Origin of the sequence: Lysobacter sp. ISL-50, from assembly GCF_018612875.1 — a bacterium.
Lineage (GTDB): Bacteria > Pseudomonadota > Gammaproteobacteria > Xanthomonadales > Xanthomonadaceae > Lysobacter.
The window spans coordinates 1-22,407 of sequence record NZ_JAGGRI010000004.1 but is presented as its reverse complement, the minus strand read 5'-3'; the positions used below and the strand labels follow the sequence as shown (position 1 = coordinate 22,407).

Genomic DNA, 22,407 nt, shown 5'->3' with positions numbered 1-22,407 from the left:
GTATTAGAAGATGGGGGTGCCGTCGAACGGCGATTTGCCGGGCAGTCCCGGTGCGCCGCCGTAGTTCGGGGCGTTCTTGAACTTGGCGTCGCAGATGGCGATGGTTCGACCGCAGCCGGGATACGCGACAACGGCCTGACCGACGCGCAAGCCATCGCCCGCGCCAAGCAACGTCAGCCGCTCTCCCTGATGCGAGCGAATGCCGCGCCGCTCCATGCCCGCCTCGCCCAAGTCCCAGGCCAGAAATCCACCCGCGAACCAGCCGTCCGGGTAGTGGCCGAACTCGCCCGCAGTGACCACCACCCCGGCGACCGTCGTCAGCAATACGGGCACGCGATGCGCTTCCGGATTTGCCTGACAGTTGCGGTCGTACAGGGTGTGCGGACAGCCGCGCGTCCAGGCCAACCGCAGGCCCGGCTGGGACAGCGTGGCATCCAGCGTCTGGCAGCGGATCTCGGCGCGCTCGGGCGCGGTGCGATTGATGCCGGCGATACGCCCCATCCATGCCACCTTCGCGTCGTCATCGCCTCCATGCAGGTCGCGAATGACCACGCCGATCTCGCTCGACGGGGGCAGTCCGCGATACAGGCGCACAAGGTCCAGATCGCCCGGCACGACAATCGTCAGCATGTCGCTGGCGACGCTGCCGGACTGGCGGATGCCATCGTCGGACGCAGCTACAGCGCGATACGTTTGGGTGTCGAGAACGCGGTCGCGGTCGCCGCCGGTGTAGCGGTAGCGCTGCGCGCCGCGCACAAACTCGTACAGCCGCTGCGGATTGCCCGCAGCAGTCGATCGTTCGAATTGTTCGTAGCTCATGTCGGAGCGGGGATGTCGTCAATATCGGGATCGCGCACGGCGCGCAGGACGATGGCGGCGTCGGCGCTACCATCGCTGTCGGTGTGGTGTTCTATTTCCGCTTCGTCGCTGTCGCCGCGGCTCAGCACCAAGAAGCTGATGCGGCGGATGTCGCGCGGGCGAACGTCCAGGCCGAGTGCGGCATCGAGCGTCAACCGCTCGATGTCGTCGTCCAAGGCCACCGCCGCGGTAATCCGGCGATGTAAGGCGACACCGCCGCGCAGTTCGATCCGCACATCGCGCCGTCCAGGCCGAAGGCCCGCAAACCGGCTTAAGCCCACGTTGGTCACATCGAGCGCCGTCGCGGTGCCGGCGACCGTGGTCAACAAGGTCAGGCCGTCGGCGTGGGGGGGCCGCCACACGGCGCGCTGTCGGCCACGCAGGGTGTACAGCCAGGACCGCACGGCGGCGCGCTCGGCCCGGCCGTGCATGCGCCAGCGGTGCGCTTGGGTCGTCGCCGCCCAATCGGCGGGGTCCACCACCCACGGCCGGCCGAACTCGTTATCCAAGCTCAGCAACGCGCGCTGCCAACCCTCATTGAGCCTTTCGGACTCGTCAGGGCGTTGTTCCAAGACCGGGTGGCCGCGGTACATCGCCGGCTCGGCAATCCCCGGCCAGTCGCAGGCTTCGACCACATCGAAACGGGCGCTGACCGACGCGGCCTGATCGGTCAGCCGGATGACCCTGGGCGGCTCGGCCAAACGCGCGGTCCGCACCGGATACAGCCGGCTGCCGCGCAGCCAAGCGCGCGTGGTCGGATGGCGCAGCGTAAGGGTGGCCGCGCCGATTGCCTCGACCTCGGCGACCTCCACCTCAAATGCGGTACGCCCGCGCAGCTGCACCAGACCACCGACGCGGAAATCGCGGTGCAGCGGATCGCAGGCGATGACCCGCACGCCGAGCGCATGGTCCTGCGCCAACCACTGCCCATCGGGCCAGATCGGCAACGCCCAAGTCCGTCCGCCCCAGCCGAACACGGCCAGATCGAGCAGCACGCGTTCGCGCCCGTCCACAATCATCGTGGCCTCGAATGAACGACGCGGCGCCGACCGCAAGCCCCTGCGCTGTTCGGCCGCAATAGGACTCGTCAGAATGTCGGTCTTCCATTCCAGCCGTTCCAACACGCCGCGCGACCAATCCGGCACGAACGCCCAAGCGACGATGCGCTGGCCGGTAATGACCACCGGGATCTCAGCGAAACCGTCGAACCGAAACGCCAGCGTCGCGGCGATGACCGGCGGACCGTCCGTGCCGACCGCGACCTGCCATGTCCGTCCCGACATCGGCGCGAACGGCAGCGGCGGTACACCGGGTGCGGTCAGCACGATCCCTTCGCCGCCGCTCAAGGCAGCATCGGTCAGGGTCAGCGCGCGGGCGCGGTACGCATTCCAAACGCGCACGGCGCGTTGCTGGACGCTGCTGACGTTGCCCAGGTTCAGCACTTGCGGCTCGACGTGGATGCGGTCGAAGAAGTCGTCGCCGAACATCGGCTGCGGTGCACCCGCACGACGGTCGATCACATGGTTCGGCACATCGAACGAAGGACGCCCAAAGCTCGGCTCGTTGCCGAGCGCAGCCGAAGGATGTCCGTCCCAAGCCGAAGGCGATTGGAAATAGTCGGCCTGACCGCTGAAGGTCAGCGGCCACAGGCCATTCCACATGTCCGTTATTTACTCAGTGATGCGATAGGCATACCCATAGACCCCGCTATTAGGCGTGCCGGTCGGGCCGTTCTTGCGGTGGACGGGGAAGACCTTCCAGCGATCGCCGCCCAGCGGCAACTCCTCACCGGGCGCGTAGCTGTCCAAGCGGATGAAGCGCAGATCAGGCGGGTGGCCGACGTCGGACCACAGGCCGGCGCCGCGCGGGACCGCGCACCACAACGGCTGCCCGGGCGCGCGACCGGTCAAAGTGCTGTGACCGACGTCCTTGAGGAGGTTGATCGGGCTGGCTTTGGACCGCCAGCCGCAGGTCAGCCGTCGCGGATCGTTCGTATCGCCGTTGGTCGCATGCCAGCGCGGGGCAATGCCGTCGAAATCGGCGCGAACGCGCGTCGCGGGCGTGGTGTAGTTGTAGTACGCCTCATCGAACCCAACACTGTGGTACGGCGCGTCCGCGCTGTTGATGTAATTGGCCGCGTAGTACCACGAACTTCCGTAGACGTACTGGCCGGTGTTGACCACGCCGGCCGTGACCAAGCGCCCCGTACCGAAATGCTTGAACGTGCCGGCCTGGGTTTCCAGAACGATGTGCAGGTACGGCTGCGGCGCGGTGCGGCCGAAGAAATAGACGGCGCTGTACGGCCCTTGCACATAGTTTGTCCAGGTCGCCGCGCTGGCTTCGTTCTGGAGATCCGCATTGGCATTGGCCGTGTAGCCGGTATGGCCAAACGCGCCCAGCAGGGGCGGGGGATTGTTGCCATCGCCGCCGCTCAGCTGCGACAGGAAGGTCGCGTGAAGCGTGCCGGCGTGCAGGCTCAGGGCCTTGCCGGCGCCCGCGGTGCGATCGCGCAGGCCATCGATCGTCCAGCCGGCGCCCTGAGCGAACAGCCGCAGTTTGTCGAGCAGTTCGTTGGGGTCATTCGCCGACGATGTGGAATACGCCATCAGTCCATCCTCAAGGCGAAGAAGTTGTCGGGTGAGATGCGAAACGTGTTCTGGAACGCCAGCCACGTCGCCCCGTCACGTTCGATGCGCGACTCGGACGCGGTCGAGAATCCCGTGGTCCAGGCGCAGCCGTCGAACTCGCCCCACGGGTGGCGGGGATTCATATTCCCCAAAATCAACGGAAGCAGCGGCGACGACTGATCAAGGTTGTCGCGCAGATAGGAACGGTCGCCTGAAGCCGACATCGCGCTTGGATACACCTTGCCGCTGATTTCAGTGTCGCCGTAGTCATTGGCGCTGGATGCGTAGCGATTGCTGTGCGGCCGCCACACGTTGTCGGGATAGTTCGCCATTAGCCCATAGCGACCCGGATCAAAGAAGCCGCGGAAGTTGGCATCGGTCGCATCGGGCGTCCCGCCCTCGACCGAGCCGCAGGCGCCGATCACCAGGGGATACTCATGAATCGAAGGCGGTTCGTAGGCATTGGCATAACCCAGGTAGGCGCTGACATAGACCGTACCGATGCGGGCGACGATCACCACGCGCTGCCCGTTGATCGCGAGCCAGTAGGCAAAAGAGCCGTTGCGTAGTGGAAGGTTGCGAAGACCGCTGTTATTGACCTGCGAGCGCACCCCGAGCAAAGGATTGTGATTACGGAAGCCGTACCAATTGAGGCTGTACGCCGCACGCGCCGGATCTTCGTACAGCTCTGCGCCAATGAAGATCGCCTTCGTACCGTCGAGTCCCGGCGCCTTCACGATCCACTGCGCACGATCCTCCAGTTCGTAGTCGGCGTTGAGATCGGTGTGGAACGACAGGTCGTTGACCTCCAGCGGGCCGGCACCGGCCGTTGCGGTGACCACCACCCGCCAGAACCGGGCGGTCGGCGGCGCGGCGCTCACGGCGAACGTGCGCCGCGCCCGCGCGCTCGCCCAGGTCACGCCGGTCCAGGCTTGCACCGGCGCCCAGGCACTGCCGCTGTCTGATCGTTGCAGCTCGAACGCTGCCGGGCCGCGCGCACCGCTGTCGCCGATGCCCAACGTCACGGCTCGGACCGACACCGGCCCAACCATCTCCGCACCGGCGATCGCCGGCAGGTCCGCGACCGCACGTGTGCCCCACGTATCGACGTTATTGTCGAAGAGCGCCGCCAGATTGGTGAAGTTGCCGGTGCGGAACGTCGGATTGCGCACGCCGAAGCGGCGCACCATCGTCCACGGCGGGGTCGTATTCAAGGTGAAGCGATCGCCCGCGACGAACGCGGCGGTGCCGGCGTTGATCCGAAAACGCAACCGTGCGTGTTCGAAGGGCTGGTCGACCGTGGCGACACCGAGGTCGCCGGCCGATGCACCCATCACCTGAAATCGACTCGCATCCAGCGCCGTGATCGTGAAGGCTTCGGCGATGGATGCGATACCACCGCGGTAACCACCGGTCGCGCCGTCGATGCCCGTCAGGGTGCCATTGCCGGCGCCTGAGGTGAGCAGACCCCAGGCATGTCCTTCGCCACACAGAGCGCCTTCGAGTTGACTGAGAAAATCGTAGTAATCGGTAGCAACGCCAGTTCGTAGAGTCATAGGGCACAAAAAAAGCGCGTCCGGCGAGGGTCCGGACGCGCTTAGCGGTGGGGAACAGGGGGGACCCCACCGCCGGGAAGCATCCTGCGGGGAAGCCTTCGCAAAGGTTGAGACGATCAGCCCAGGTCTTGCCTGACGGTGGGAGCATTTGCGCGAATCGTGGACAGGATCACTTGCCGCCCGGCCTGGGTGCCCATCACGTTCACGATCTCACGCGGGTCCAGGTACAAGACATTCGTGATCTGGCCCGAACGCCGATCCGGCTCGGCGCCACGCCCAGGCTGTTCGGCAACCGACCGACTGACCGTGGCAGGGGCGCGCGGCGCCGGGCTCACGAAACCACCTGCCGCGTAGCCGCGCAGGCCATCGATCGACGCCATACCGACGCGGTTGAACCGCTCAAGGAACGAGCGCGCGCCCGGTTGGCGCACGACTTCGCGCCGATGCACGAACTCGCCGCGATGGACCACGCCGGCCGGGGCGTATTTCGGTCCGATGCCGGTGAAGCCGCCGCTGGCGAAGAATCCCGAGGCCGTTTTTGCGGCATTGGCGGCCAGCATGGTCTTCGCCGCCGCCTGCATGGCAATTGCAGCAGCCATCACCACCCCACCGGCCGCGCCCAATGCAGCGGACGCGCCCGCGATAGGCAGGGCGTAGGCAGCGCCTGCCGTCGCCGCTTGCACCGGATCGGGTTGGGCGAGATCCGGGGTCTTGGCGCCGCCGATCTTGCCGATGACCGACATCAGTTTCGCGGTCGCCATCGCGGCCAATTGCTGCGCCGCCAGTTGCGCCATCGAGCGGGCCATGTCCTGCACCAGTCCCGTAAGCGCTTGGCGCAGCGTCAAGGTGCCGGTCGCCAGTCCTTCCAGCGCGTTACTCAAGCCGCTTTCGAAGCCATTGGTCAGCGTGACGACCAACTCGTTCGATTGCGTTTTGAGTGCTGCAACTTGCGCCGTCAGGTCTTTGACGCGTTCGATCGATTCAGGAGAGCCAGTCTTTGCCGCCAGTTGATTCATCTTCGGCAGCAACTGCTCGACCTCAGCCGCGGTCCGCGCATGCAGATCGATGAGTTCACGGCGCGCACCGATCTCGGTCAGCAATCCCGCCTGTTGCCGCGTCTGGATCGATTGCTCATCACGGGACTGTTGACCAAAGACGCGCTCGACCTGCCCCTGCAGATCGTCCAGCTGCGCCTGAGCCACTTGCGTGTCGATGCTCAGGTTGAGCTTCAGCCAATCCGAGGTTCGGCCCCGCTCCAGCAATTCGGCCAGGGACTCGCGATGCTCCAGCAGCAGCTCGCGCTGGCGCGCGGCGGCGGTGTCGCCGCGATTGCGCAGCAGCGAGAACTCCGCATCGCCGACGGTCTTGTCCAACTCATCGCTGGTCTTTCGCTCTTTCTTCTGTTCCTTCTCTTGATCCTTCTTGTCCCGCGCCTGCTGACGTTCGTCCGCTTTTTGCTGACGTACCGCGTCACGCTGGGCTTTGGTCTGCGCGCGCCCGGCGGCGGTCGCGGCCTCGGCCGCCTCGCGTTCGCGCACCTGCACATCGATGGCTTGCCGCATCGCAGCGGTCAGCTGCGTGGTGTCCTTGACGCCGGCTGCCTTGACCGCCTGATACTCCAAGGCGGCACGCAGACCCTTTTCGCGTTCGATCCGCTCGACCTTGAGCTTCTCGTTCTGGTCGGTTAGCGCCTTGGTGAAATCCCCTGCTTCCTTCGTAACCTGTAGGCGCGTGCGTCCACCGCTCGCTTGAGCGGTGCGCAGCTCGGTCAGCGAATCGCGGACCTGATTGAATTCTTGATTGGTCCGCGCGAGCTGGGTTTGAACGCGCTTGATCTCGGCGTCGACGTCCTTGCCGAACAGCAACCGCCCGCTGCTTTGACCGCCATCAAACTGGGCGCCGCCATAGAGCGGACCGATGCCTTGCCGAAGGATCTGAAGGTTCTCCAACTCCTTCTGTAGTTGCTGGCGCTGATCGATGAGCCGTTTGCCAACATCGACACCGGAATCGATGTCCTGCTGCTCGCGAAACCGCTGCGCCGCCTTGATCGTGCTTTCGAACTCGATCTTCGCCGCCTTCGCATTCGCGCTCGCCGTGGCAAAGGCGCTCGCAAGCAGGGTGACGCCGGTAATGGCCAGCCCGAGGGGGCCGCCCATCAGCGTCAGTACGGACGACAGCGCGCGCACGGCCACGGCCTTCGCGCCCACGGCCGCCGTCGCCGCCTGGGTGGCGGCCGTGGTGCGGGCCTGGGCGGCGGCCAAACCGGCTTCGGCGGCGGCGACCTGCGTGGTCCCGGTGCCCGACAGGGTCAGCGCGCGGGCACGCGCCAATTCGGCCTGCGCTGCGGTTTCCGCCGCACGCGCCTGGGCCAGTTCCTCCTGCGCCAACTGCTGGGTCTTGCGCATGCCGGCGACTTTCGCCGCGCCCGCGGTGACCAGCGTCGCGATCAAGCGGCCCAGCCCGGCGACGACAATCACGCCGACCACATTCGCCAAACCGTCAAAGTTCTGCGACAACCCTTGGATCGAACCGGCCACGACGGCCGACACACCCATCGCCCGATCCTGCTGACCGATGAAGCGGGTGAACGCGTTGTCGAGCTGGGTCAGACTGCGCTCGATCGTCAGCGGCAACTGATTGAACTCGGCGGCGATCTTCTTCGCCTGATCACCGGAGAACGCGGTGCGGAGCTGGTCGCTGGTGAGCTTGCCGGCTTCGGCCAGCGCTTTCAGCTCGCCCACGGTGACGCCCATGCTCTCAGCCAGTGCCTTCATCAGGCGCGGGCCGGCGTCGTTGACCGAGTTGAATTCATCGCCGCTCAGCCGACCGGCGGCGAACGCCTGACTCAGCTGCACGATGACCGAGGCCGTCTCGGCGCCGGTCGCGCCCGATACTGCCAACGCCTTGTTGATCGTCTCGGTCAAGCCGAGTACTTCGCGCTGCGATCCCCCCTGGTCTTTCAGCGCACCACTGAGGCGGCCGAACAGTGTCGCGGTCGCATCCAACTGCGTGGACGTGCGCTGCGAGATCGCGAACACCGCGTCCTCGGCCAAGTTGAAGCTGGCCTGCGACGTCGTCGCCAGCTTGATCTTCGCCGTAAGATTGGCGTAGCTGTCGGCCGCGCGCGCCAGGCCGGCGATGGCGGTGCCGGCGCCTTGCAATCCCACGAACGCCAGCAGCTGCGCCTTGGCCTGGCCGAGCTGGTGGCCGATGGCTTCGACACTGGATCGGGACTGTTCAAATCCCTTCTTCGCTCGGCGACCGGCGTTCTCGGCATCGTCACCAAAGACACGGGCCCGCACTCCCGCTTGTTGCAGCGCCTGGTTGAGTTGTGCGGCATTGGCCTTGATCAGCAGCGTGATCGTGGTATCGCGGTTCGCCATGAATCAGGGCTGCTTGCGCGCCGCTTTCGCGCCCCAGCCGCACAGGCGGCGGCCGGTTTCGTTATGGGCCAAAATCTGCCGGGCCGTCAGATCGGTCAGTTGATCCAGACGAGAGACCAGAATCGGACGCGTCCACTCGCACCCCGACGTCGTCACCGTCGCGCGACCAGTCGTCGTACAAGCGGTCAGCAGCGGAATCAGCAACGACCACTGCCATTGCCGCAGGGACACCGAGCCGAAGATCGCTGGACGGAAGGTGAAGGACATCGGTGTCGACCTCGTGTCGTACTTCGGTGTGGTCAATGACGCGCTCAGCTACAGCTGCACGCTGTTCGCTCGCGCCGATGCGCTTATCGGACTGCTTGCGCGCGCGTCGCGCGCCCTTCAGCCGACCCCAGCCGAACGCGGCCAACACCGCAGCGATCGCGGTCAGCACCGTGGTCGCCCAAACTTTCAGAGCGATCATGCGATCTGGCCTCCGGCTTTCTGATAGACCGCCAGCAGGGCTTCCAGCGGCACCTCGCGCTGCTCGTAGCCGGCATCGGGTAACGAAGCCCAGGTCTTGCGGGACTTACGCACGGCCGATTTGACCCAGCCCTTCTTGATGTCGGCCAGCGCGCCGTTCTCGCGCAGCAGTTCGATCGCGGCGCGATCCTGCGACGCCGGGCCGAAATCGGGCAGTCGCAATTTGTTGCGCAGGCTGTTCCAGGTTTTCCACAGGAATTGGTAACGGCCTGCCGCCGTAGAGTTGATGCGGTACTTCGGCAGCCACACCAGCTTGCGCGGATGTTCATCAAAGCCGGTAAAGCATTTGCCGCCAACCATCACGTCGTACCCGTCGTGTTCGCTGAAACGCTCGACGCCTTCGGCGTGGGCAATCATGTCGAGGAACGCGACGACGTTCTGACCGCCGGCCTGCTCAGCGGAGAGTTTCGCCATCGGCCCCTCGCTGCTGGAACAGGCGGCCGATCAGGCCCAAGATCAGCAAACCCGCGGTGACGCTGGCGGCAATGCGGTCGGGCACGTGGACGCGCAGGTCGTCGGGCAGATTCAACCAAACGCCTTGGAGGGCGATGGCGAGCGTCATCGCTTGCACGCTCAGGAAGCGCCACGCGTGGCGCCAGTTCTCGATGAGTTTCATAAGGGATTCCGTAGTTTTTGAATGAAGGCGGTGACGTCACGTCCGCCAGCGAAGCCGGCGTTGATGTCCTCGACGCGATCGGCGCGCAGCGCACGCTCGCGCTGGACCGCGATGCGATAGAACAGAGAGAGTTGGCGCGAGGTCGCGCGCTCGATCCACGGCCAATCAAAGCCGTGATCGATCAGGGTGGCGAGGACGCTGGGCCAGTCGTTGCCAGGACCGCGCGCCGCGTCTCCAGCGCCGCCAGCACGCGCTGCAGAAAAAAATCGGCGTTGACCGCCCAGAACGTCATCAGCAACAGATCGCCCTGCGCGGCATTGAGCGAATGCACCCATTCGACGGATTGATCGCTGGCTTGCGCCAGCAGCTCGACCGCGGCGTCCGGGTGCAGCGCACAGACGCGGTGCAGCCGATCCAGATCGACGTTGCCGTCCTCGGTCAGGCTGACCAGGCCGCCGACCAGGGCGGCCACCGATTCGTGCAGGCGCAGGCTTTCAAAGAAGCCCAGCTCGCGCACGGTCACATTGCGATCGCCCAACGGCAGCGTGCGGTTGGGCTGCAAGATCGCCAGTTCGTCAGCGACGGGCCCGGGCCGTTTGATCTTGCGCGCCATTACGACTTCACCAATTCGATGCGGCCGAAGCCGCCCAAGTCCGGGTCCAGCGACCGGGATTCATCGAACAGCGTCGCGCCCGACAGTTGGAGGCTACCCCATTCCTCGGAGATCAAGTCCAACTGTTCAATGGGATTGAACGCGACGCGGTAGAGCGTCACGCGGGCGCGGCGGCCGTTGACGGTGTTGATGCCGTCCAGGAACAGCATGCGTTCCTGCGGCGGCGTGTTGAACAGGGCGATGTTGACCGTCTCGCCGTGCTTATAAGTAGCCTTGAACGGCTGAGTGAATCCGTCGACCTTGCGCAGTCCGAGCAAGCCCGCCGAAGGCGATTCGGTCCACCAATTCGGTACCGGTACCGTGACCGGCGGCGTGGCGCTGTCGGTGAGCGACACCTCGCTGACCCAACCGCGGTCGAGCGCGACCATGTCGTTGGCTTTCAAGCCCGCCGGCAGCAGTTCGTTGCTGACCGCACCGGCCGGCAGGGTCGCCGGGATCGAGTACAGGCCCTCGGCCAGATTCTCCGGGGTCGCCTCGTCCAAGGTGAGATTGAGATTGGCGGTCTTGCTCTGGATCAGGCGGCCGTAGAGCAGGCGGTTGCCGCTGAACGATTCAGTCTTGTCGGAGTTCTGGACCTCCAGCGCAAGCTGGAGCTGGGGCGCATTGCCGACCCACCGCAGCGGGCCGGGCTTGCCATTGGGCTGACGCTGGGCGAGGTAAACCTTGCCCTGGAACGAAAACAGGTCTTGCGCGGCCATGGGGCAGCGTGGCTCCTATATATAAGGTGTAAGTGGGCGGCCGAGCGGCAGCCGATTCAGCGACGCAGCGAGCGCAGCAGCAGTCGGTCGATGTCGGCGGTGATCACGTCGAGGCCGGCTTGGGCCATGCGTTCGGGGCGGTCGCCCTTGCGCAGCATTTGCGCCAGCGACGGACCGTAGAGCCGAATGATCGGCGTGCGTGGAACGCGCTTATCCCCCGAGACCGGGGTCCGGACGAACGCGATGTCGGCGCCGCCGTGGCGGCGATGGAAGCCGCTGCGACGGAAGCCGCGCTTGCCGCGCAGGGCGGTGAAGTTCAAACCTCGGTCATCGGCGCTGCGTTTGGACGCGAAGTTCCGTAGGCCGACGCCGCGCGCGACGCCGACCAGTTCGACGCCCTCGCGCGTCGTTCGCACGCTGATGCCGGCGCGGATGCGTTGCGCCGACAAGGCGTACTCGGTTTGGATGTCACGACGGGCGATGACCGGCCAGCGACGACGCAGCGTGCCCAGCGCGCGACGCTGCGCGAGGACCACCTTGGCCGGGATCTCGCTGATGCGTTTGGCCACGTCGAGCGTGGCGTTGGCATCGATGAAGAGTTCCATCAGCGGCGATAGTGAATCGTCAGGGCGACTTGCACGGCCACCACCGGGAGACCCTCCGGGCGGTCGAGGAACACGATGTCCTCGACCTGCGCCGGCAGGGCGTGGGGCAAGGGAATCCAGTCGTCCAACGCATCCTCGATATCGGCCGCGATGGCATGCGATCGAGCATGGGCGTCGGTCAAACTGACCGGCACCGTCGCTTCGGCCAGGACTTGCAACAGTCGATGGCGTCCATGGGGTTTACTGGCGTCGCGCTGGATGCCGAGCGAGGCCAGCGTCAGCCCCTCGGCTTCATCGTCCGGGTGCTGCGCGGGTTCCAACGCGACGACGGCGCCGATGTCGGTGCGGTAGCCGGCACCTACGCGGATCTCGGTTAAGCGCTCCGCGACCCGCTCCAGCAATTGCCAAGTCGGGGCGGACTCAGCCATGAAGGACGACCTCATTGACCAGGCCGTCGTCGCGGACCAGCGCCTCGACCGCTTGGGACCGGCCGTCCAGGGTGACCGTGTCGCCCCGGCGGAACGTCCAATCGCGGTTGCGAACGACCACATGCCGAGCGCGGCCGATGACCTGCTGAAACTCGCCCAAGCGCTCGACGCCGTCACGCACGATCAGTTGGGAACGTACCGGTGGGGAGCCGGCACGCTGAACGAGCGCGACGACGCCGAGCGTGTCAAACACTACCTCGTCCATGGTCACGAACGCGTTCACGGCTTACGCCTTCAGCTTGGGCAGCAGCGCTGGGCGATGGCACATCGGGAGCGGGTTCGACTGCGTGTGCAGGTCGGTGCCGCGATCGAACTTGCGTGGCGCCTGCTTGCTGTAGAGCAACTGGCCCAGGGTGTTGACACTCTCGTTGAAGTCGGCCGGCGCCACGTAAGTCGCGAACGTGTCCAACGTGCCGAGCGGGAACGCGTGGCCTTCGCCCTCGGCAATGAAACGACGGCTATTGCCCTCGCCGTCGCTGGCTTCGCCGGTGTATTCCTCGAACCGCACGCCCGCCAATCGGAAATCGGACCGCATGTCGTCGCGCAGCGCCGCACCCTCCTGCCAGCGCTCGTAAGCCTTCTCAACCTTGGGGTGTCCAGTCAGCGCGTCGAAGAACTCGGTGGACACGAGCACATGAATTCCGCTCATGCGCTCGCCAAGCAGCGATTGGCTCATGTAGCGCTTAAGGTCCAGGCACTTCTTGCGAACGTCGGTGTCCTTGTTGGCGAGCTGGAAGTCGAAGGTCTTGGGCGCGATGTTGAAGATATCGAACAGGTTCGCGAGTTCACTGCCATCGGCGTCCAGGATTACTCCCTTCAGGGCGCCCATCCGCAGATGCTCCAGCGTAATCGCGTGCTTGTTGCGCATGGTCTGCAGGTGATCGGCCATGACGCCCGCCACCGTCTCCAGTTCCGACTCGGTGCCGAACGCGCGGACACCGACGACCTCCTCGGGCAGCACTACGTCGTCGTGCGGGATATGCGGCACGTTGAACGCACGCAGGCTGCGCTTACCGCGCTTGCCCACGGTGCCGGGCGAGCCCACCGGCTGGGTCTGCAACAACGACAGCACGCCATTGCGTTCTTCGACCGTCACTTGGCGCGTGCGCACCGGCTTGACCGGAAACAGGTTCAGCTCATCCAGGCGACCGTATTGATTCGGCAGCAGGTTGATCGCGGTGGTCAGCGCACTCATCGAGAACGCCGGATTGTGGAACGGGTTGTTCATGGACATGGATCAGACTCCGTGGCGGACAAGTACGCCGAGGGAGCGCAGCTGCGCGACGGCGGCGGCACGTTGTTCAGCGGTTACGACGCGTGGCCAGACCAAGGCGTGATCGGCGACGGTGGCGTGGCGAGCGACGATCAAACCGTCCAGACTGGGCTCGGTGGTGGTCGAAATCGGCGCGATAGCCACGCCAGCGGCGACCTCCCGGCCGTCGGTGGCGGCAGGGTCGAGCGCAGCCATTTCACCGGTCGCGGTAACGCGACCGACGACCTGGCCGAGTCGCAGCACTTGGTCCGCGGCGACGGTGACCTGATCGCGCGAGTAGAGGTTGTCGGCCTCGAACTTGACCACATCGCCGAGGTTCAAGCCTTGGTGGACGGGCGGATACGTAGTCAGGCGCATCAGCGTCCCCTCCGCGCTGCGGCGGCACGGGGCTTAACCGCGTGAATGAGCGGGTTGTCGTCCAAGGACAGCGATGCTGAGGGAATCGATGCGGTCGGCGACAAATGGCTGGCGATCTCGGGCGACTCGGCCTTGGCCGCGAGCAGGCGCTGACGTGCGACCGCAGGGGTTACGCCTTCGGCGAGGAGCGTCGCGGTCAGCTGCGGTTGCCCGGCCAGCTCGCACAGTTCGGCGATCGCCAGGGCATCGCTGTGCGCTTGCGCGCGCACGGCGTCGGTATCGACGGTCGGTACCGTTGATTCAGGGGTAGACATCACAGGGGACTCCAAGAAAAGGGGACGCGCGGTGGCGTCCAGTTCGGTGTGCATTTGCTGGACGGCGTCGCTAAGGGTGCCGAGCCGGTCGGCCAGGCCGACATTGATGGCGTCTTGACCGAAGTACAGCGCGGCTTCGGTCTTGCGGACGCTCTCAGCGGACAAGCCGCGTTGATCGGCAATGGTCAGGACAAACAGTTCGTAGAGGCGGTTGACCTCGGTTTGGATCGACTCGCGCGCTTCATCGGTTAGCGCCGAATGCGGCGTGCCGTCGTTCTTGCGGTCACCGGCTTGGATGGGCGTGAATTTCAACCCCGCGTTGGCGTCCTTCTGCGATTGATCAACGTGCAACGCGATCACGCCAATCGATCCGACACCGGCGGTGCGCGTCAAAAACAACCGCTGACTTGCGCTCGCCAACGCATAGGCGGCCGAGAACGCCGCATCGTTCGCCACCGCCCAGATCGGCTTCACCCTGCCGGCGGCACGAATCTGGTCGGCCAGATCGAACAGGCCAGCGGCTTCCCCGCCCGGACTGTCGATGTCCAACACAATGCCGCGGACGGATTCATCGGCGAGCGCGGCGTCGATTCGCCGCGCGATCGACAGATAGCTGGTCAGACCCGACAGGGTGTCCAAGCCGACCGTGCGCTGGACGAGCGTCCCGTGGATCGGCAGAACAAGAATGCCGCGCTCATCGCCGAGCGTCGGTGCGCTGGCCACCAAAGGCGGTGCCATCTGGGGCGGCGGCAGGGTTTGCAGGTCGAATCGCGGTGCTAACACACTCAGGATCACGTCCAGCTTGACGCGCTGGATCAGCAGCGGCGTGTTGAACACGCGCGCCGCCAGGAAAGGCAGATCGGTCATTGGCAGGCGATAACTCAGAAGGCACCGGCTCGGCCGGCGCGGATTGCAGGGCACCGTTGCGGGCGACCTGGCGGGGATCGGTGTCGAGGACCAGGCCGAGGGCGTCGGCGCGCGCTGCATCCGCCGCGATTTCGCGGTCGATGGTCTCGGCGTCGTAGCCCGAACTGGCAATGGCCTCCGAGCGCGAGAGCAGACCCGCGCGGATCGCGAGGATCATCGCGTTGAACTCTTTTTCCGGATCGACCCAGCTCCAGCCCTGCGGTACCCATTTGCTGGCGCGGTACTGGCGCTTGCGACGCCGGTAACCCGGCAGTTCAATCGCGCCCGACAACACCGCCGTATCCAGAAACGCGTTCCAGATCGGGCGACACAGTTGGTAGACCAGCACCGTGTGCTGGACCATTTCGCAGCGGCGCCGAAACTCCAGCAACCCGGCGCGGATGGACGAGTAATTCACGCCGGTCAGGTCGCCGGTCAGCTGCTCGTAGGTAATGCCGATCGAAGCGGCGACGGCGCGGAACTGCGAGCGCAGGAACGCCTCGTAGCTCGCGCCCACATCGGCCGGCTGGGCGAAGGTGACGCTCTCGCCCGCCTCCAGAATTTGCAGGCTGCCCGGCTCCAGGCCGAGCGGCGCCGTCCCGTGTTCGTCAGGCGGTCCATCCCCCGGCAATGGATCTTCGGGGCCGTCGCGGGTCACGAAGCCGGCGAACATCGCCGCCGTCTTCTTGCGGACCAACTCGGCGTCGTCGTACTGATCCAGCTCGTGCAGCTTGACCACCGCGCGCGCGAGCCAGGGCTCGCCGCGAATCTGGCCGGGACGCAGCGGACGGAACAGATGCAGGATTTCCGACGCCGGAACCCGAAACGTTTCCATGCCGCCGTGACGCGACATCGGTGCCATCGCGCCGTCCTGCGGATGCGACAGGTAGAGGTGATACGCCACACGCCGGCCGAGTCGGTCGAACTCGATGCCGGCGCGGATCAGGTTGCCGTTGGGCTCTTCGCGGTTGAGGCTCAGCGGCAGATGCTCGGGCTCCAGTACCTGCAACTGCAGCGGAACGACGAGGCCGTCTTCCGGCCGACGCGGGCGCAGGCGGACCAAGCACTCGCCGCCTTCCAGCAGCGCGCGGCAGGCCAAGGCCTGCAATCCGTACAGATCGGTCAGGCCCGCCGCATCGGCCTCATCGCACCAATCGCGCCACAGCGCCTGCACCGCCTCGCGTTGGGTCTGATCGGTGATCAGCGATTGCGGCTTGATGCCGGTGCCGACCGCATTGGCGACGAAGGCTTCCAGCGCGGCGTTGGCCCAGGCGTTACGGCGAACGAGATCGCGCGAGCGCACCCGCAGCGCATCGCCGGTCGCCAGCAACGCGGCCACCGCGCCGGGATTGCTGGGCTGCCATGCAGTCGAGCGGCGGCCGTGGCCCGCCACCTCATGCACGGGCGTGCCTCCGAACATCGACGTTCGCAGCCGGGACCACCAACTCATGTCAGAAGCCCTTGGAGGTGGTGGTCAGCAATCGGCGGGCGCGTCGCGGTTGGCCCTCGGTGCCAGCGAGCGCGGCCTCGATCTCGCGGATCGCGGCCAGCAATTCATCGACGGAGCGGTACTCGACCAAGCGGTCGCCGAAGCTGACGCGGCGCTCGCCGCGCGCGAGCGCGTTGCGCAGCACTTTCAGTTGTTCGTGGGTATAAGGAAGATCGGTCATCGAATTGAGTGGTTAAGGTCTCGCGCTTTTGGAGCAAGACAGAAATGAAGAGGCCGCCCTAAGGGCGGCCCGATGGAATGCGAGACAAGTGGTAAAACGGCTACTCACGTTTGCTCACCGCAACAACGCGATCACAGACTCCCGTTCGGTGCGCTCCTAGGATCGACGTTGCGCTTGTGTGCACTTGCGCCCATACACGCTTGGCGACTTCCACTAACGCATCGGAGACATACGTATGTCGCCATATCGCTTCAGCAGTGTTGCCCTTGTGCTGGCATCAATAGGCAGCTTTCCAGTCGCCACATCAGCAGCGTGGTCGGACATGGGGACACTTCCACAAGGTGACATCTGCATCGGCATGGACATTAACGACCAAGGCAATGCCGTTGGGACCTGTCGCGACGAAGATGAGGATCTGGTCCCGGTGTATTGGCCTCGTGCTCAGCCACCAAGGCTATTGCCGCCTCTGGAAGCGGATGCGCTTTGCGATGCAGAAGCCATCGGAAATGACGGCACCATCGCTGGGAACTGCCAGGACGATGACGGTGAGTTTTTCCCGGTCCGCTGGTCAACGGCCACGTCAGTCCCAAGCGCACCGCAACGATTGAGTGCCCTGCCGCTGCATGTCAAATCCGGTTCCGTGTTAGTCAATCACTTGGGTATTGTCGCGGGATACAGCATTAGCAACGCGGGTGCGATACGCGCGGTCATCTGGAAGCGCGATCAGGTCTCAGCAACGGCGTTGCCTGAGTTAGGTCCGCTTCCCCCTTTGCTCCCGGCCAGCATTGGCTGCGAGGTCACTGACATGACCAATGGGGCCAGTCCGTTGATCACCGGGGTTTGCTCGCTCCGAGTGGGAGGGAGCGTGGCGGTGCGATGGGTACCGACCGGATTGGGCGGAGCTTATGTCGTACACACGCTGCGCCCGCTCGCTCCCGACTCAAGCTGCGCCGCGATTGCCATTAACGACAGCGGCCAAGTCGCGGGGCATTGCGAATCGGCCGCTAATGATCTTGCCGCAGTACGATGGGAAAGTGACGGAACGATGCTCGCCGTTCTGAACCGAGTCGAAGGCGTCTTTCCACAACAGCTTCAAGTCATCGACATGAATGCCTCTGGCCGCATTGTTGGCCAGTATCTAACTGCGTCCGGCCGCACGAGCGCCTTTGTCTGGATGCCTGTCGAAAATCCCGACCTTGAGGCCGCTGCGGATCTTGGAAATTTGGGTGGATTTTCTACATCCGTAACAGCGATTGCGGACAACAACGCGGCGATTGGATCGGCACAGGATGATGTAGGCGCAATCCGCGCAGTCATCGGTGGGGCCACACTCATCGATCTCGGCACACTGCCTGGAGGATTGGCCAGTCAAGCGATTGCCATCAGCGACAGCGGGCGCCACCTAGTCGGGATCAGCCAAAACGCTGAGGGTCAGTTCAGAGCCGTGCGCCAAGAGCGAAGCGACAAAAAGATGGAACAGCCTTCAGTGCCGAGGAAAGAACCCGCGCAGATCCATTATTCGGTTCTGAGTTCAGGCTCTGGACGGGACATGGTCGGCGGCACAACAAATACATACAGAACAATGTATCAATTTTTTACGTTCAAAAGATCAAAAACGATAGCTGTACGCGCTAAGAGTGCATACATAGATGCCAATCTATGGTCACTAATCAGGCAGTCGCCGATGAGCGGCATACTCGTAGGGAGAAAGGACGGCATTTAGTTTTCTTTGGTAGAGCCTGCGTATTCTCACGATCTAGGTGAACTAAGCATGTTGATCGCCAATGAACTTCTCCCCGGAATGCATACGAATCGATGTCATCCCATGAAGTGACTCGAAATAACCCGGCGCCCTCGACGCGGGCCAGAAATGGAAAGGCCGCCTGGGGAGGCGGCCTGTGGGGAGGGGTAGCTCGATGTAGGCGATGGCGTTGATGGCGTCGCTGCAGGTAGAACGCCAACCGTTCGCTCCATCTCGCGCCAATGGCGTTCCTCGAAGCGATCGACGCCGGCCTGCATCGCCGCGGCGCGTGCCATGACGTAACAGTCCAGCGCCTCGTTGCGATCGCGCCGCTTCTCCCACGCACGCACGGTGTAACCGTGGCGGTCGCGTCGGGAGATCAAATGTTCGGCGGTGAGCTGCTGGAGGAACTCGCCGTCAATCTTCGGCAGATGGACGTAGCCGGCCGGGAAGGCCGACTGTCCGTCCGGTCCGATCTCTATCGACAGGCGCAGCGCGTTGTAAAGCTCCAGCTTGGCGATACCGCCAGCGATCGCGAACAGTTTCAGGCCGCGTCGGATGCGCTTGCCCGGCACGCTGACATCCACCGCGGTCGGCGTGCCGATCAACGCTGCGGCACTACCGACGCCCTTCATCGGCAGCAGGCGTGGATCGCCGGCCGAGCGCGCGAACGCATACGCTTCCTGGGTGGCGAACCCGGTGTCCAGGCCCAATCGCGTTAGTGGCAACAGCGCTCCGCTGGCGTGGGTCCATTGTTCCGAAAGGATCGTGCCCAACTCGTTCCACACCGCGGCGCGGGCGGTATCGCCCATCAGCACGCGGTGCTCGACCAGCCAGGTCTCCCGGCCCCGGCCGAACGCCCACACCGATACTTCGATGCGGTCCTTCTGGACGTCGGCACCACCGGTCAGCAGCAGGCCACCGGCCGGCACGGTGCCGATGCGGTAATCCTCGCGACGCTCCAGCAAGCGTTCCCAATCGGGCGCTTCGCCTTCCTCTTCCCAGGTCTCGCCCAGTTCCGTGTTCTTGAACGCCTTCAGCGCGGTCGCCGAACCTTGCGCGGATTCCCATGCGGCGACGATGTCGGCCCAACTGCGCCAGCCGACCGGCGAGTATAGCGACGACAGGTGGTAGCCCGCCGTCTTTCTTTTGTTCTTCGGCGCGGTCGCGATCCAGCGCCCGTCCGCCAGCATCGCGGTCTTGTGGTGCTCGCCGATCGGCTGCTCGCAGACCTCGCACATGTACCGAGCCGAGCGCGGGTCGCCCCAGGTCCAGCGCAGTTGCTCAAACCGCAGCCATTGTTCGTGGCGGCAATGCGGGCACGGCACAAAGTACCGCCGCTGGTCGGACGCGAGATACTCACGCTCGATGGTCGAAGCGCCGGCAATCGTCGGTGTCGAGACCAACAGAATCTTGCGCCGCGTGAAGGTGCGGGTACGGGCTTCCGCCAATGCAACGGCGTCGCCTTCGCCCTCGACGTCACGCGGGTAACCGTCCACTTCGTCCAGGAACAGATACCGCACCGGCATCGAGCGCAGGCCGACCGCGCTGTTGGCGCCGGTCAGCACCAGGACGCCGCCGCGGAACTCCTTGGCCAGGATCGTGTTGCCGGCATCGCGCGCGCGCGAGGGAGCGATCCGCTCGCGTAGCGACGGCGACTCTTCGATCAGCGGGTCGATGCGCTGTTTCGAATTGCGCTTCGCCATCTCGACCGTGGGCGCCACCGCCATCATCGGCCCCGGCGCGCAGGCGATGACGTAGCCGATCCAGTTGTTGCCGCACTCCGTGCCCCCGACCTGCGCGCCCTTCATGAACACAACGCGCTCGGTCGCCGAGGCCGGCGACAGGTCGTTCATGATGTCGCGCAGGTACGGCGTGCGCGCGGTGCGCCAACGACCCGGCTCGGCCGACGACGTGCTGGACAACACCCGGTCGCGGTCGGCCCACTCGGAGACGTCAAGAAACGGATCGGGCGTCAGACCGTCGCGCCAGTACCGCGCAACGTCGTCCGAGCCGTCGTACAAGAATCACTCCAATCGCGCGACAAACTCGCCCAACTCAGACAGGTGTTGGCGCACCTCGCGCTCCAGCGCGACGTGCATCGTGTGCGGATCAATGCCGAGTTCGGCGGCGAGCATCGAACTGATGCGCGCCGGCCAGTTCAACCAAGCATCGCGTTCGGCCCGCGCCAGCGCGAAGACCTGCGACATGACCTGTGATCGGTCGATCAACTCGCCCTTGAGTTGGGCGATGCGCAGCTTGTGGTGCTGCGCCTTGAGGACTTCGTTGGCGGTGCGTGCCTGGGCATAGGTGTTGCCGCCGCTGGGCGCGCTGGACGGCGCTACCGTGCCGAGGTCGTCTCCCCCCAGCCGCGTTGCCGCGCGCGACCGCGCGGGCGGCGCAGAGGCCGACACTCGCTCCTCGGGCGCGCGCGTGCTGGCCGCCCAATCGGCGTCTGCGCGCGCCACGTTGATGGTGCCGTCCGCCTCGGCGGTGATGCGGCCGGCGGCGATGGCCTTGCGCACGGCGGTGTCGGACACGCCGCGATGGCGGCCGTAAGCACGGATGGAGATTCCCACGTCAGGATTCGATTCGGGTCAGCCTCCGCGACCGCCGGCCATCGGCGCAGATCAGGTAGTTGGAAGAGGGAACACCCCAGCGCCCATCGGGCGCTGGGGACTTGCCACTCCCGGCTTACTAGTTGCCCAGCGTCGCGTTAACGTCCGCGAGGATGACGTCCCAATCCGGCTCGGTCGGCAAGTCGACACCGGCCGTTCCGCAGAGCATGGCGACGACCGCCCAACAGCTTCGACTCAGCTTGCCAGCCGCCTCCAAATCTTCGCGCGCCAACGCGGCGGTGTCGTCGTGCGCCAGCATGTCGTGGATATCAACTTCAAACTTGGTCAAGCTGCGGGTGATGGCTCCAAAATTGCGATGGTGCTCGCTCATGTTCGTTCTCCCTGTAGACGCCGCGTTCTTGCGGCGTCCGCATGAACGCTTCCTTCCAACGCGATAGCAAGTGATTCCGCGACCAATTTCGCGGAAGAAGGAACACCCCAGCCATCCCGAGATGGCTGGGGTGTGCGCTCTCCCGTGGTCAGTTACGCGGCGCGCACATCGCCGCCATGATCGCTTGCTCCAAATGACGGATGGCGGCGCGCAGGCTGGTCTGGTACTTGGCGTCCGCTACATCCCATACCTGCATCATCCGGGCTTGTTGCACCGCCCGATTGAGCTGATGCACCGGCAATCCCACGAATTCCGGCTCCAATCCTTCGAAACAGCGCGTAATCTCGTCATGCAGCCAACGCAACGTCATCTCGTCCGCGCAGGTCTCGCTGGGAACCCAGCGCTTTGCGGACCAACTGCCGGTCTGCTCAATAGCGCGCTCCACCGGTGCCAGTTCTCTACGGCACTCGGTCACTAATCTCCTGACCATGTCCGGGTCGAGGCGGCGCGTTCGAATCGTATCGGTGCGCTCGGCGAGGATGCTGGCCAAGGCATAGCTGGCGAACAAGGTTAAGGCTGCGTCGGGCCGTGAGAACGTGTGGCCGGACCGCAGTATCCGCTCCACGTAATCGCTGAGGCTTCGAAGCTCAGCGTCGGAAATCATGACCTCGTTGTCCATGGCTTAGTCCCTGTAGACCGCGTTGTTGCGGCGTCGCGATGAACGCTTCCTTCCTCGAACATGGCAAGCGAAATCACGGACTGCATCGACCACGGACAGCAGGCAGACAGATATCTTGCCTACCAAGAAGAGGGAATACCCCAGCGCCCTGTGGGCGCTGAGGTAAGCGCTCTCACTTCATCACTCGGCCGCGTCGTTCAACTCCTGGACCACCGCCGAAAGGTCCATGTCCGGCGCGAAATCCAGCGAGCCGCGCTCGGCCAGTAGTTGGACGATGTTGAGGCAACTGGTGACCAATCGCTGGGCCGCGAGTAGCTCCTCATCGCTGAGCCGCTCGGGGTCGCTGTCGACCATGTCCTCCAAAACCTCTTCGCAATTGCTCAAAGCCAGCGCGGTGTTCTGGAATCGGCAGTAAGACATATTCGCCATCGTTGTTATCTCAAGTTCGCCGCGTCGTTGCGGCGAGCCCATGAACGCTTTATATGGACG

Annotated in this window: 25 protein-coding genes; 2 read left to right on the top strand and 23 right to left on the bottom strand. The window is 64.9% G+C overall.

Features of this window, described 5'->3' with window-relative positions:
- Positions 1-3 precede the first annotated feature (3 nt).
- The 6 genes from J7J50_RS02590 to J7J50_RS02565 all read right to left on the bottom strand — a co-directional run bounded on the left by J7J50_RS02590 (position 4) and on the right by J7J50_RS02565 (position 8,691).
- Complete coding sequence (locus J7J50_RS02590; protein ID WP_215055424.1) at positions 4-819, bottom strand: phage BR0599 family protein; 816 nt, start codon at positions 817-819, stop codon at positions 4-6.
- On the bottom strand, positions 816-2,300 hold the full coding sequence (locus J7J50_RS02585) for a hypothetical protein (protein WP_215097448.1): 1,485 nt from the start codon (positions 2,298-2,300) through the stop codon (positions 816-818). The genes J7J50_RS02590 and J7J50_RS02585 overlap by 4 nt, the downstream gene beginning before the upstream one ends.
- A 228-nt stretch (positions 2,301-2,528) precedes the next feature.
- The gene (locus J7J50_RS02580; RefSeq protein ID WP_215055428.1) at positions 2,529-3,464 is read right to left on the bottom strand and encodes a hypothetical protein; all 936 of its coding nucleotides are present in this window, start codon (positions 3,462-3,464) and stop codon (positions 2,529-2,531) included.
- Positions 3,464-5,041: a hypothetical protein gene (locus tag J7J50_RS02575; RefSeq protein ID WP_215055430.1), complete on the bottom strand. Its 1,578-nt coding sequence runs from the start codon at positions 5,039-5,041 to the stop codon at positions 3,464-3,466. Before J7J50_RS02575 ends, J7J50_RS02580 begins: the two co-directional genes overlap by 1 nt.
- A 116-nt stretch (positions 5,042-5,157) precedes the next feature.
- Positions 5,158-8,424 (bottom strand): tape measure protein, encoded by a 3,267-nt coding sequence (locus J7J50_RS02570; protein ID WP_215055432.1) that lies wholly within the window; start codon positions 8,422-8,424, stop codon positions 5,158-5,160.
- A 3-nt stretch (positions 8,425-8,427) separates the two neighbouring features.
- A complete protein-coding gene (locus J7J50_RS02565) occupies positions 8,428-8,691 on the bottom strand; it encodes a hypothetical protein (RefSeq protein WP_215055434.1) in 264 nt (87 codons plus the stop codon).
- Between J7J50_RS02565 and J7J50_RS02560 the strand changes: the two genes are divergently transcribed.
- On the top strand, positions 8,681-8,914 hold the full coding sequence (locus J7J50_RS02560) for a hypothetical protein (protein WP_215055436.1): 234 nt from the start codon (positions 8,681-8,683) through the stop codon (positions 8,912-8,914). The two genes, J7J50_RS02565 and J7J50_RS02560, sit on opposite strands and share 11 nt — an antisense overlap.
- Here J7J50_RS02560 and J7J50_RS02555 read toward each other — a convergent pair.
- The 12 genes from J7J50_RS02555 to J7J50_RS02505 all read right to left on the bottom strand — a co-directional run bounded on the left by J7J50_RS02555 (position 8,887) and on the right by J7J50_RS02505 (position 16,549).
- Complete coding sequence (locus tag J7J50_RS02555; protein ID WP_215055437.1) at positions 8,887-9,363, bottom strand: glycoside hydrolase family 104 protein; 477 nt, start codon at positions 9,361-9,363, stop codon at positions 8,887-8,889. The two genes, J7J50_RS02560 and J7J50_RS02555, sit on opposite strands and share 28 nt — an antisense overlap.
- A complete protein-coding gene (locus J7J50_RS02550; protein ID WP_215055438.1) occupies positions 9,344-9,565 on the bottom strand; it encodes a DUF4175 domain-containing protein in 222 nt (73 codons plus the stop codon). The genes J7J50_RS02555 and J7J50_RS02550 overlap by 20 nt, the downstream gene beginning before the upstream one ends.
- Positions 9,566-9,746: 181 nt before the next feature.
- A complete protein-coding gene (locus J7J50_RS02545; protein WP_215097446.1) occupies positions 9,747-10,178 on the bottom strand; it encodes a DUF6631 family protein in 432 nt (143 codons plus the stop codon).
- Positions 10,178-10,936, bottom strand: coding sequence for a hypothetical protein (locus J7J50_RS02540; protein ID WP_215059565.1), 759 nt, complete (start codon positions 10,934-10,936; stop codon positions 10,178-10,180). Before J7J50_RS02540 ends, J7J50_RS02545 begins: the two co-directional genes overlap by 1 nt.
- 56 nt (positions 10,937-10,992) lie before the next feature.
- Positions 10,993-11,541 (bottom strand): hypothetical protein, encoded by a 549-nt coding sequence (locus J7J50_RS02535; protein WP_215097445.1) that lies wholly within the window; start codon positions 11,539-11,541, stop codon positions 10,993-10,995.
- Entirely contained in the window at positions 11,541-11,969 is a 429-nt protein-coding gene (locus J7J50_RS02530; RefSeq protein ID WP_215059569.1) for a hypothetical protein, read from the bottom strand. Before J7J50_RS02530 ends, J7J50_RS02535 begins: the two co-directional genes overlap by 1 nt.
- A complete protein-coding gene (locus J7J50_RS02525) occupies positions 11,962-12,252 on the bottom strand; it encodes a hypothetical protein (protein ID WP_215059570.1) in 291 nt (96 codons plus the stop codon). The genes J7J50_RS02530 and J7J50_RS02525 overlap by 8 nt, the downstream gene beginning before the upstream one ends.
- Positions 12,253-12,255: 3 nt before the next feature.
- Positions 12,256-13,263: a major capsid protein gene (locus J7J50_RS02520; RefSeq protein WP_251044556.1), complete on the bottom strand. Its 1,008-nt coding sequence runs from the start codon at positions 13,261-13,263 to the stop codon at positions 12,256-12,258.
- 3 nt (positions 13,264-13,266) lie between these two features.
- The gene (locus J7J50_RS02515; protein ID WP_215059572.1) at positions 13,267-13,659 is read right to left on the bottom strand and encodes a head decoration protein; all 393 of its coding nucleotides are present in this window, start codon (positions 13,657-13,659) and stop codon (positions 13,267-13,269) included.
- On the bottom strand, positions 13,659-14,711 hold the full coding sequence (locus J7J50_RS24650; protein ID WP_251044566.1) for a S49 family peptidase: 1,053 nt from the start codon (positions 14,709-14,711) through the stop codon (positions 13,659-13,661). The genes J7J50_RS02515 and J7J50_RS24650 overlap by 1 nt, the downstream gene beginning before the upstream one ends.
- On the bottom strand, positions 14,668-16,329 hold the full coding sequence (locus J7J50_RS02510) for a phage portal protein (protein WP_215059575.1): 1,662 nt from the start codon (positions 16,327-16,329) through the stop codon (positions 14,668-14,670). The genes J7J50_RS24650 and J7J50_RS02510 overlap by 44 nt, the downstream gene beginning before the upstream one ends.
- Before the next feature lies 1 nt (position 16,330).
- Positions 16,331-16,549, bottom strand: coding sequence for a hypothetical protein (locus tag J7J50_RS02505; protein WP_215059577.1), 219 nt, complete (start codon positions 16,547-16,549; stop codon positions 16,331-16,333).
- A 235-nt stretch (positions 16,550-16,784) separates the two neighbouring features.
- Here J7J50_RS02505 and J7J50_RS02500 point away from each other — a divergent pair, with 235 nt between their 5' ends.
- The gene (locus J7J50_RS02500) at positions 16,785-18,272 is read left to right on the top strand and encodes a hypothetical protein (RefSeq protein WP_215059579.1); all 1,488 of its coding nucleotides are present in this window, start codon (positions 16,785-16,787) and stop codon (positions 18,270-18,272) included.
- A 95-nt stretch (positions 18,273-18,367) separates the two neighbouring features.
- On the opposite strand, the gene J7J50_RS02495 is transcribed toward J7J50_RS02500, so the two are convergent.
- The 5 genes from J7J50_RS02495 to J7J50_RS02475 all read right to left on the bottom strand — a co-directional run.
- A complete protein-coding gene (locus tag J7J50_RS02495) occupies positions 18,368-20,314 on the bottom strand; it encodes a phage terminase large subunit family protein (protein ID WP_215059581.1) in 1,947 nt (648 codons plus the stop codon).
- A 3-nt stretch (positions 20,315-20,317) separates the two neighbouring features.
- On the bottom strand, positions 20,318-20,830 hold the full coding sequence (locus J7J50_RS02490) for an elements of external origin (RefSeq protein WP_251044557.1): 513 nt from the start codon (positions 20,828-20,830) through the stop codon (positions 20,318-20,320).
- Between the two features lie 157 nt (positions 20,831-20,987).
- Positions 20,988-21,239 carry a hypothetical protein gene (locus tag J7J50_RS02485; RefSeq protein ID WP_215059585.1) on the bottom strand — a complete coding sequence of 84 codons (252 nt, stop codon included), beginning with the start codon at positions 21,237-21,239 and terminating at the stop codon, positions 20,988-20,990.
- Between the two features lie 148 nt (positions 21,240-21,387).
- A complete protein-coding gene (locus J7J50_RS02480) occupies positions 21,388-21,918 on the bottom strand; it encodes a hypothetical protein (RefSeq protein WP_215059586.1) in 531 nt (176 codons plus the stop codon).
- A gap of 180 nt (positions 21,919-22,098) precedes the next feature.
- Positions 22,099-22,407, bottom strand: a 309-nt coding sequence (locus J7J50_RS02475; protein ID WP_215059588.1) for a hypothetical protein, incomplete at its 5' end; no start/stop codon positions are given.

What these genes read in the sequence shown, in the direction of transcription:
- J7J50_RS02485 (WP_215059585.1), bottom strand. Translation starts at nt 21,239, where the DNA reads ATGAGCGAGCACCATCGCAATTTTGGAGCCATCACCCGCAGCTTGACC.
- J7J50_RS02580 (WP_215055428.1), bottom strand. Translation starts at nt 3,464, where the DNA reads ATGGCGTATTCCACATCGTCGGCGAATGACCCCAACGAACTGCTCGAC.
- J7J50_RS02555 (WP_215055437.1), bottom strand. Translation starts at nt 9,363, where the DNA reads ATGGCGAAACTCTCCGCTGAGCAGGCCGGCGGTCAGAACGTCGTCGCG.
- J7J50_RS02570 (WP_215055432.1), bottom strand. Translation starts at nt 8,424, where the DNA reads ATGGCGAACCGCGATACCACGATCACGCTGCTGATCAAGGCCAATGCC.
- J7J50_RS02505 (WP_215059577.1), bottom strand. Translation starts at nt 16,549, where the DNA reads ATGACCGATCTTCCTTATACCCACGAACAACTGAAAGTGCTGCGCAAC.
- J7J50_RS02510 (WP_215059575.1), bottom strand. Translation starts at nt 16,329, where the DNA reads ATGAGTTGGTGGTCCCGGCTGCGAACGTCGATGTTCGGAGGCACGCCC.
- J7J50_RS24650 (WP_251044566.1), bottom strand. Translation starts at nt 14,711, where the DNA reads ATGGCACCGCCTTTGGTGGCCAGCGCACCGACGCTCGGCGATGAGCGC.
- J7J50_RS02590 (WP_215055424.1), bottom strand. Translation starts at nt 819, where the DNA reads ATGAGCTACGAACAATTCGAACGATCGACTGCTGCGGGCAATCCGCAG.
- J7J50_RS02540 (WP_215059565.1), bottom strand. Translation starts at nt 10,936, where the DNA reads ATGGCCGCGCAAGACCTGTTTTCGTTCCAGGGCAAGGTTTACCTCGCC.
- J7J50_RS02550 (WP_215055438.1), bottom strand. Translation starts at nt 9,565, where the DNA reads ATGAAACTCATCGAGAACTGGCGCCACGCGTGGCGCTTCCTGAGCGTG.
- J7J50_RS02575 (WP_215055430.1), bottom strand. Translation starts at nt 5,041, where the DNA reads ATGACTCTACGAACTGGCGTTGCTACCGATTACTACGATTTTCTCAGT.
- J7J50_RS02515 (WP_215059572.1), bottom strand. Translation starts at nt 13,659, where the DNA reads ATGCGCCTGACTACGTATCCGCCCGTCCACCAAGGCTTGAACCTCGGC.
- J7J50_RS02545 (WP_215097446.1), bottom strand. Translation starts at nt 10,178, where the DNA reads ATGGCGCGCAAGATCAAACGGCCCGGGCCCGTCGCTGACGAACTGGCG.
- J7J50_RS02535 (WP_215097445.1), bottom strand. Translation starts at nt 11,541, where the DNA reads ATGGAACTCTTCATCGATGCCAACGCCACGCTCGACGTGGCCAAACGC.
- J7J50_RS02480 (WP_215059586.1), bottom strand. Translation starts at nt 21,918, where the DNA reads ATGGACAACGAGGTCATGATTTCCGACGCTGAGCTTCGAAGCCTCAGC.
- J7J50_RS02530 (WP_215059569.1), bottom strand. Translation starts at nt 11,969, where the DNA reads ATGGCTGAGTCCGCCCCGACTTGGCAATTGCTGGAGCGGGTCGCGGAG.
- J7J50_RS02520 (WP_251044556.1), bottom strand. Translation starts at nt 13,263, where the DNA reads ATGTCCATGAACAACCCGTTCCACAATCCGGCGTTCTCGATGAGTGCG.
- J7J50_RS02565 (WP_215055434.1), bottom strand. Translation starts at nt 8,691, where the DNA reads ATGTCCTTCACCTTCCGTCCAGCGATCTTCGGCTCGGTGTCCCTGCGG.
- J7J50_RS02500 (WP_215059579.1), top strand. Translation starts at nt 16,785, where the DNA reads ATGTCGCCATATCGCTTCAGCAGTGTTGCCCTTGTGCTGGCATCAATA.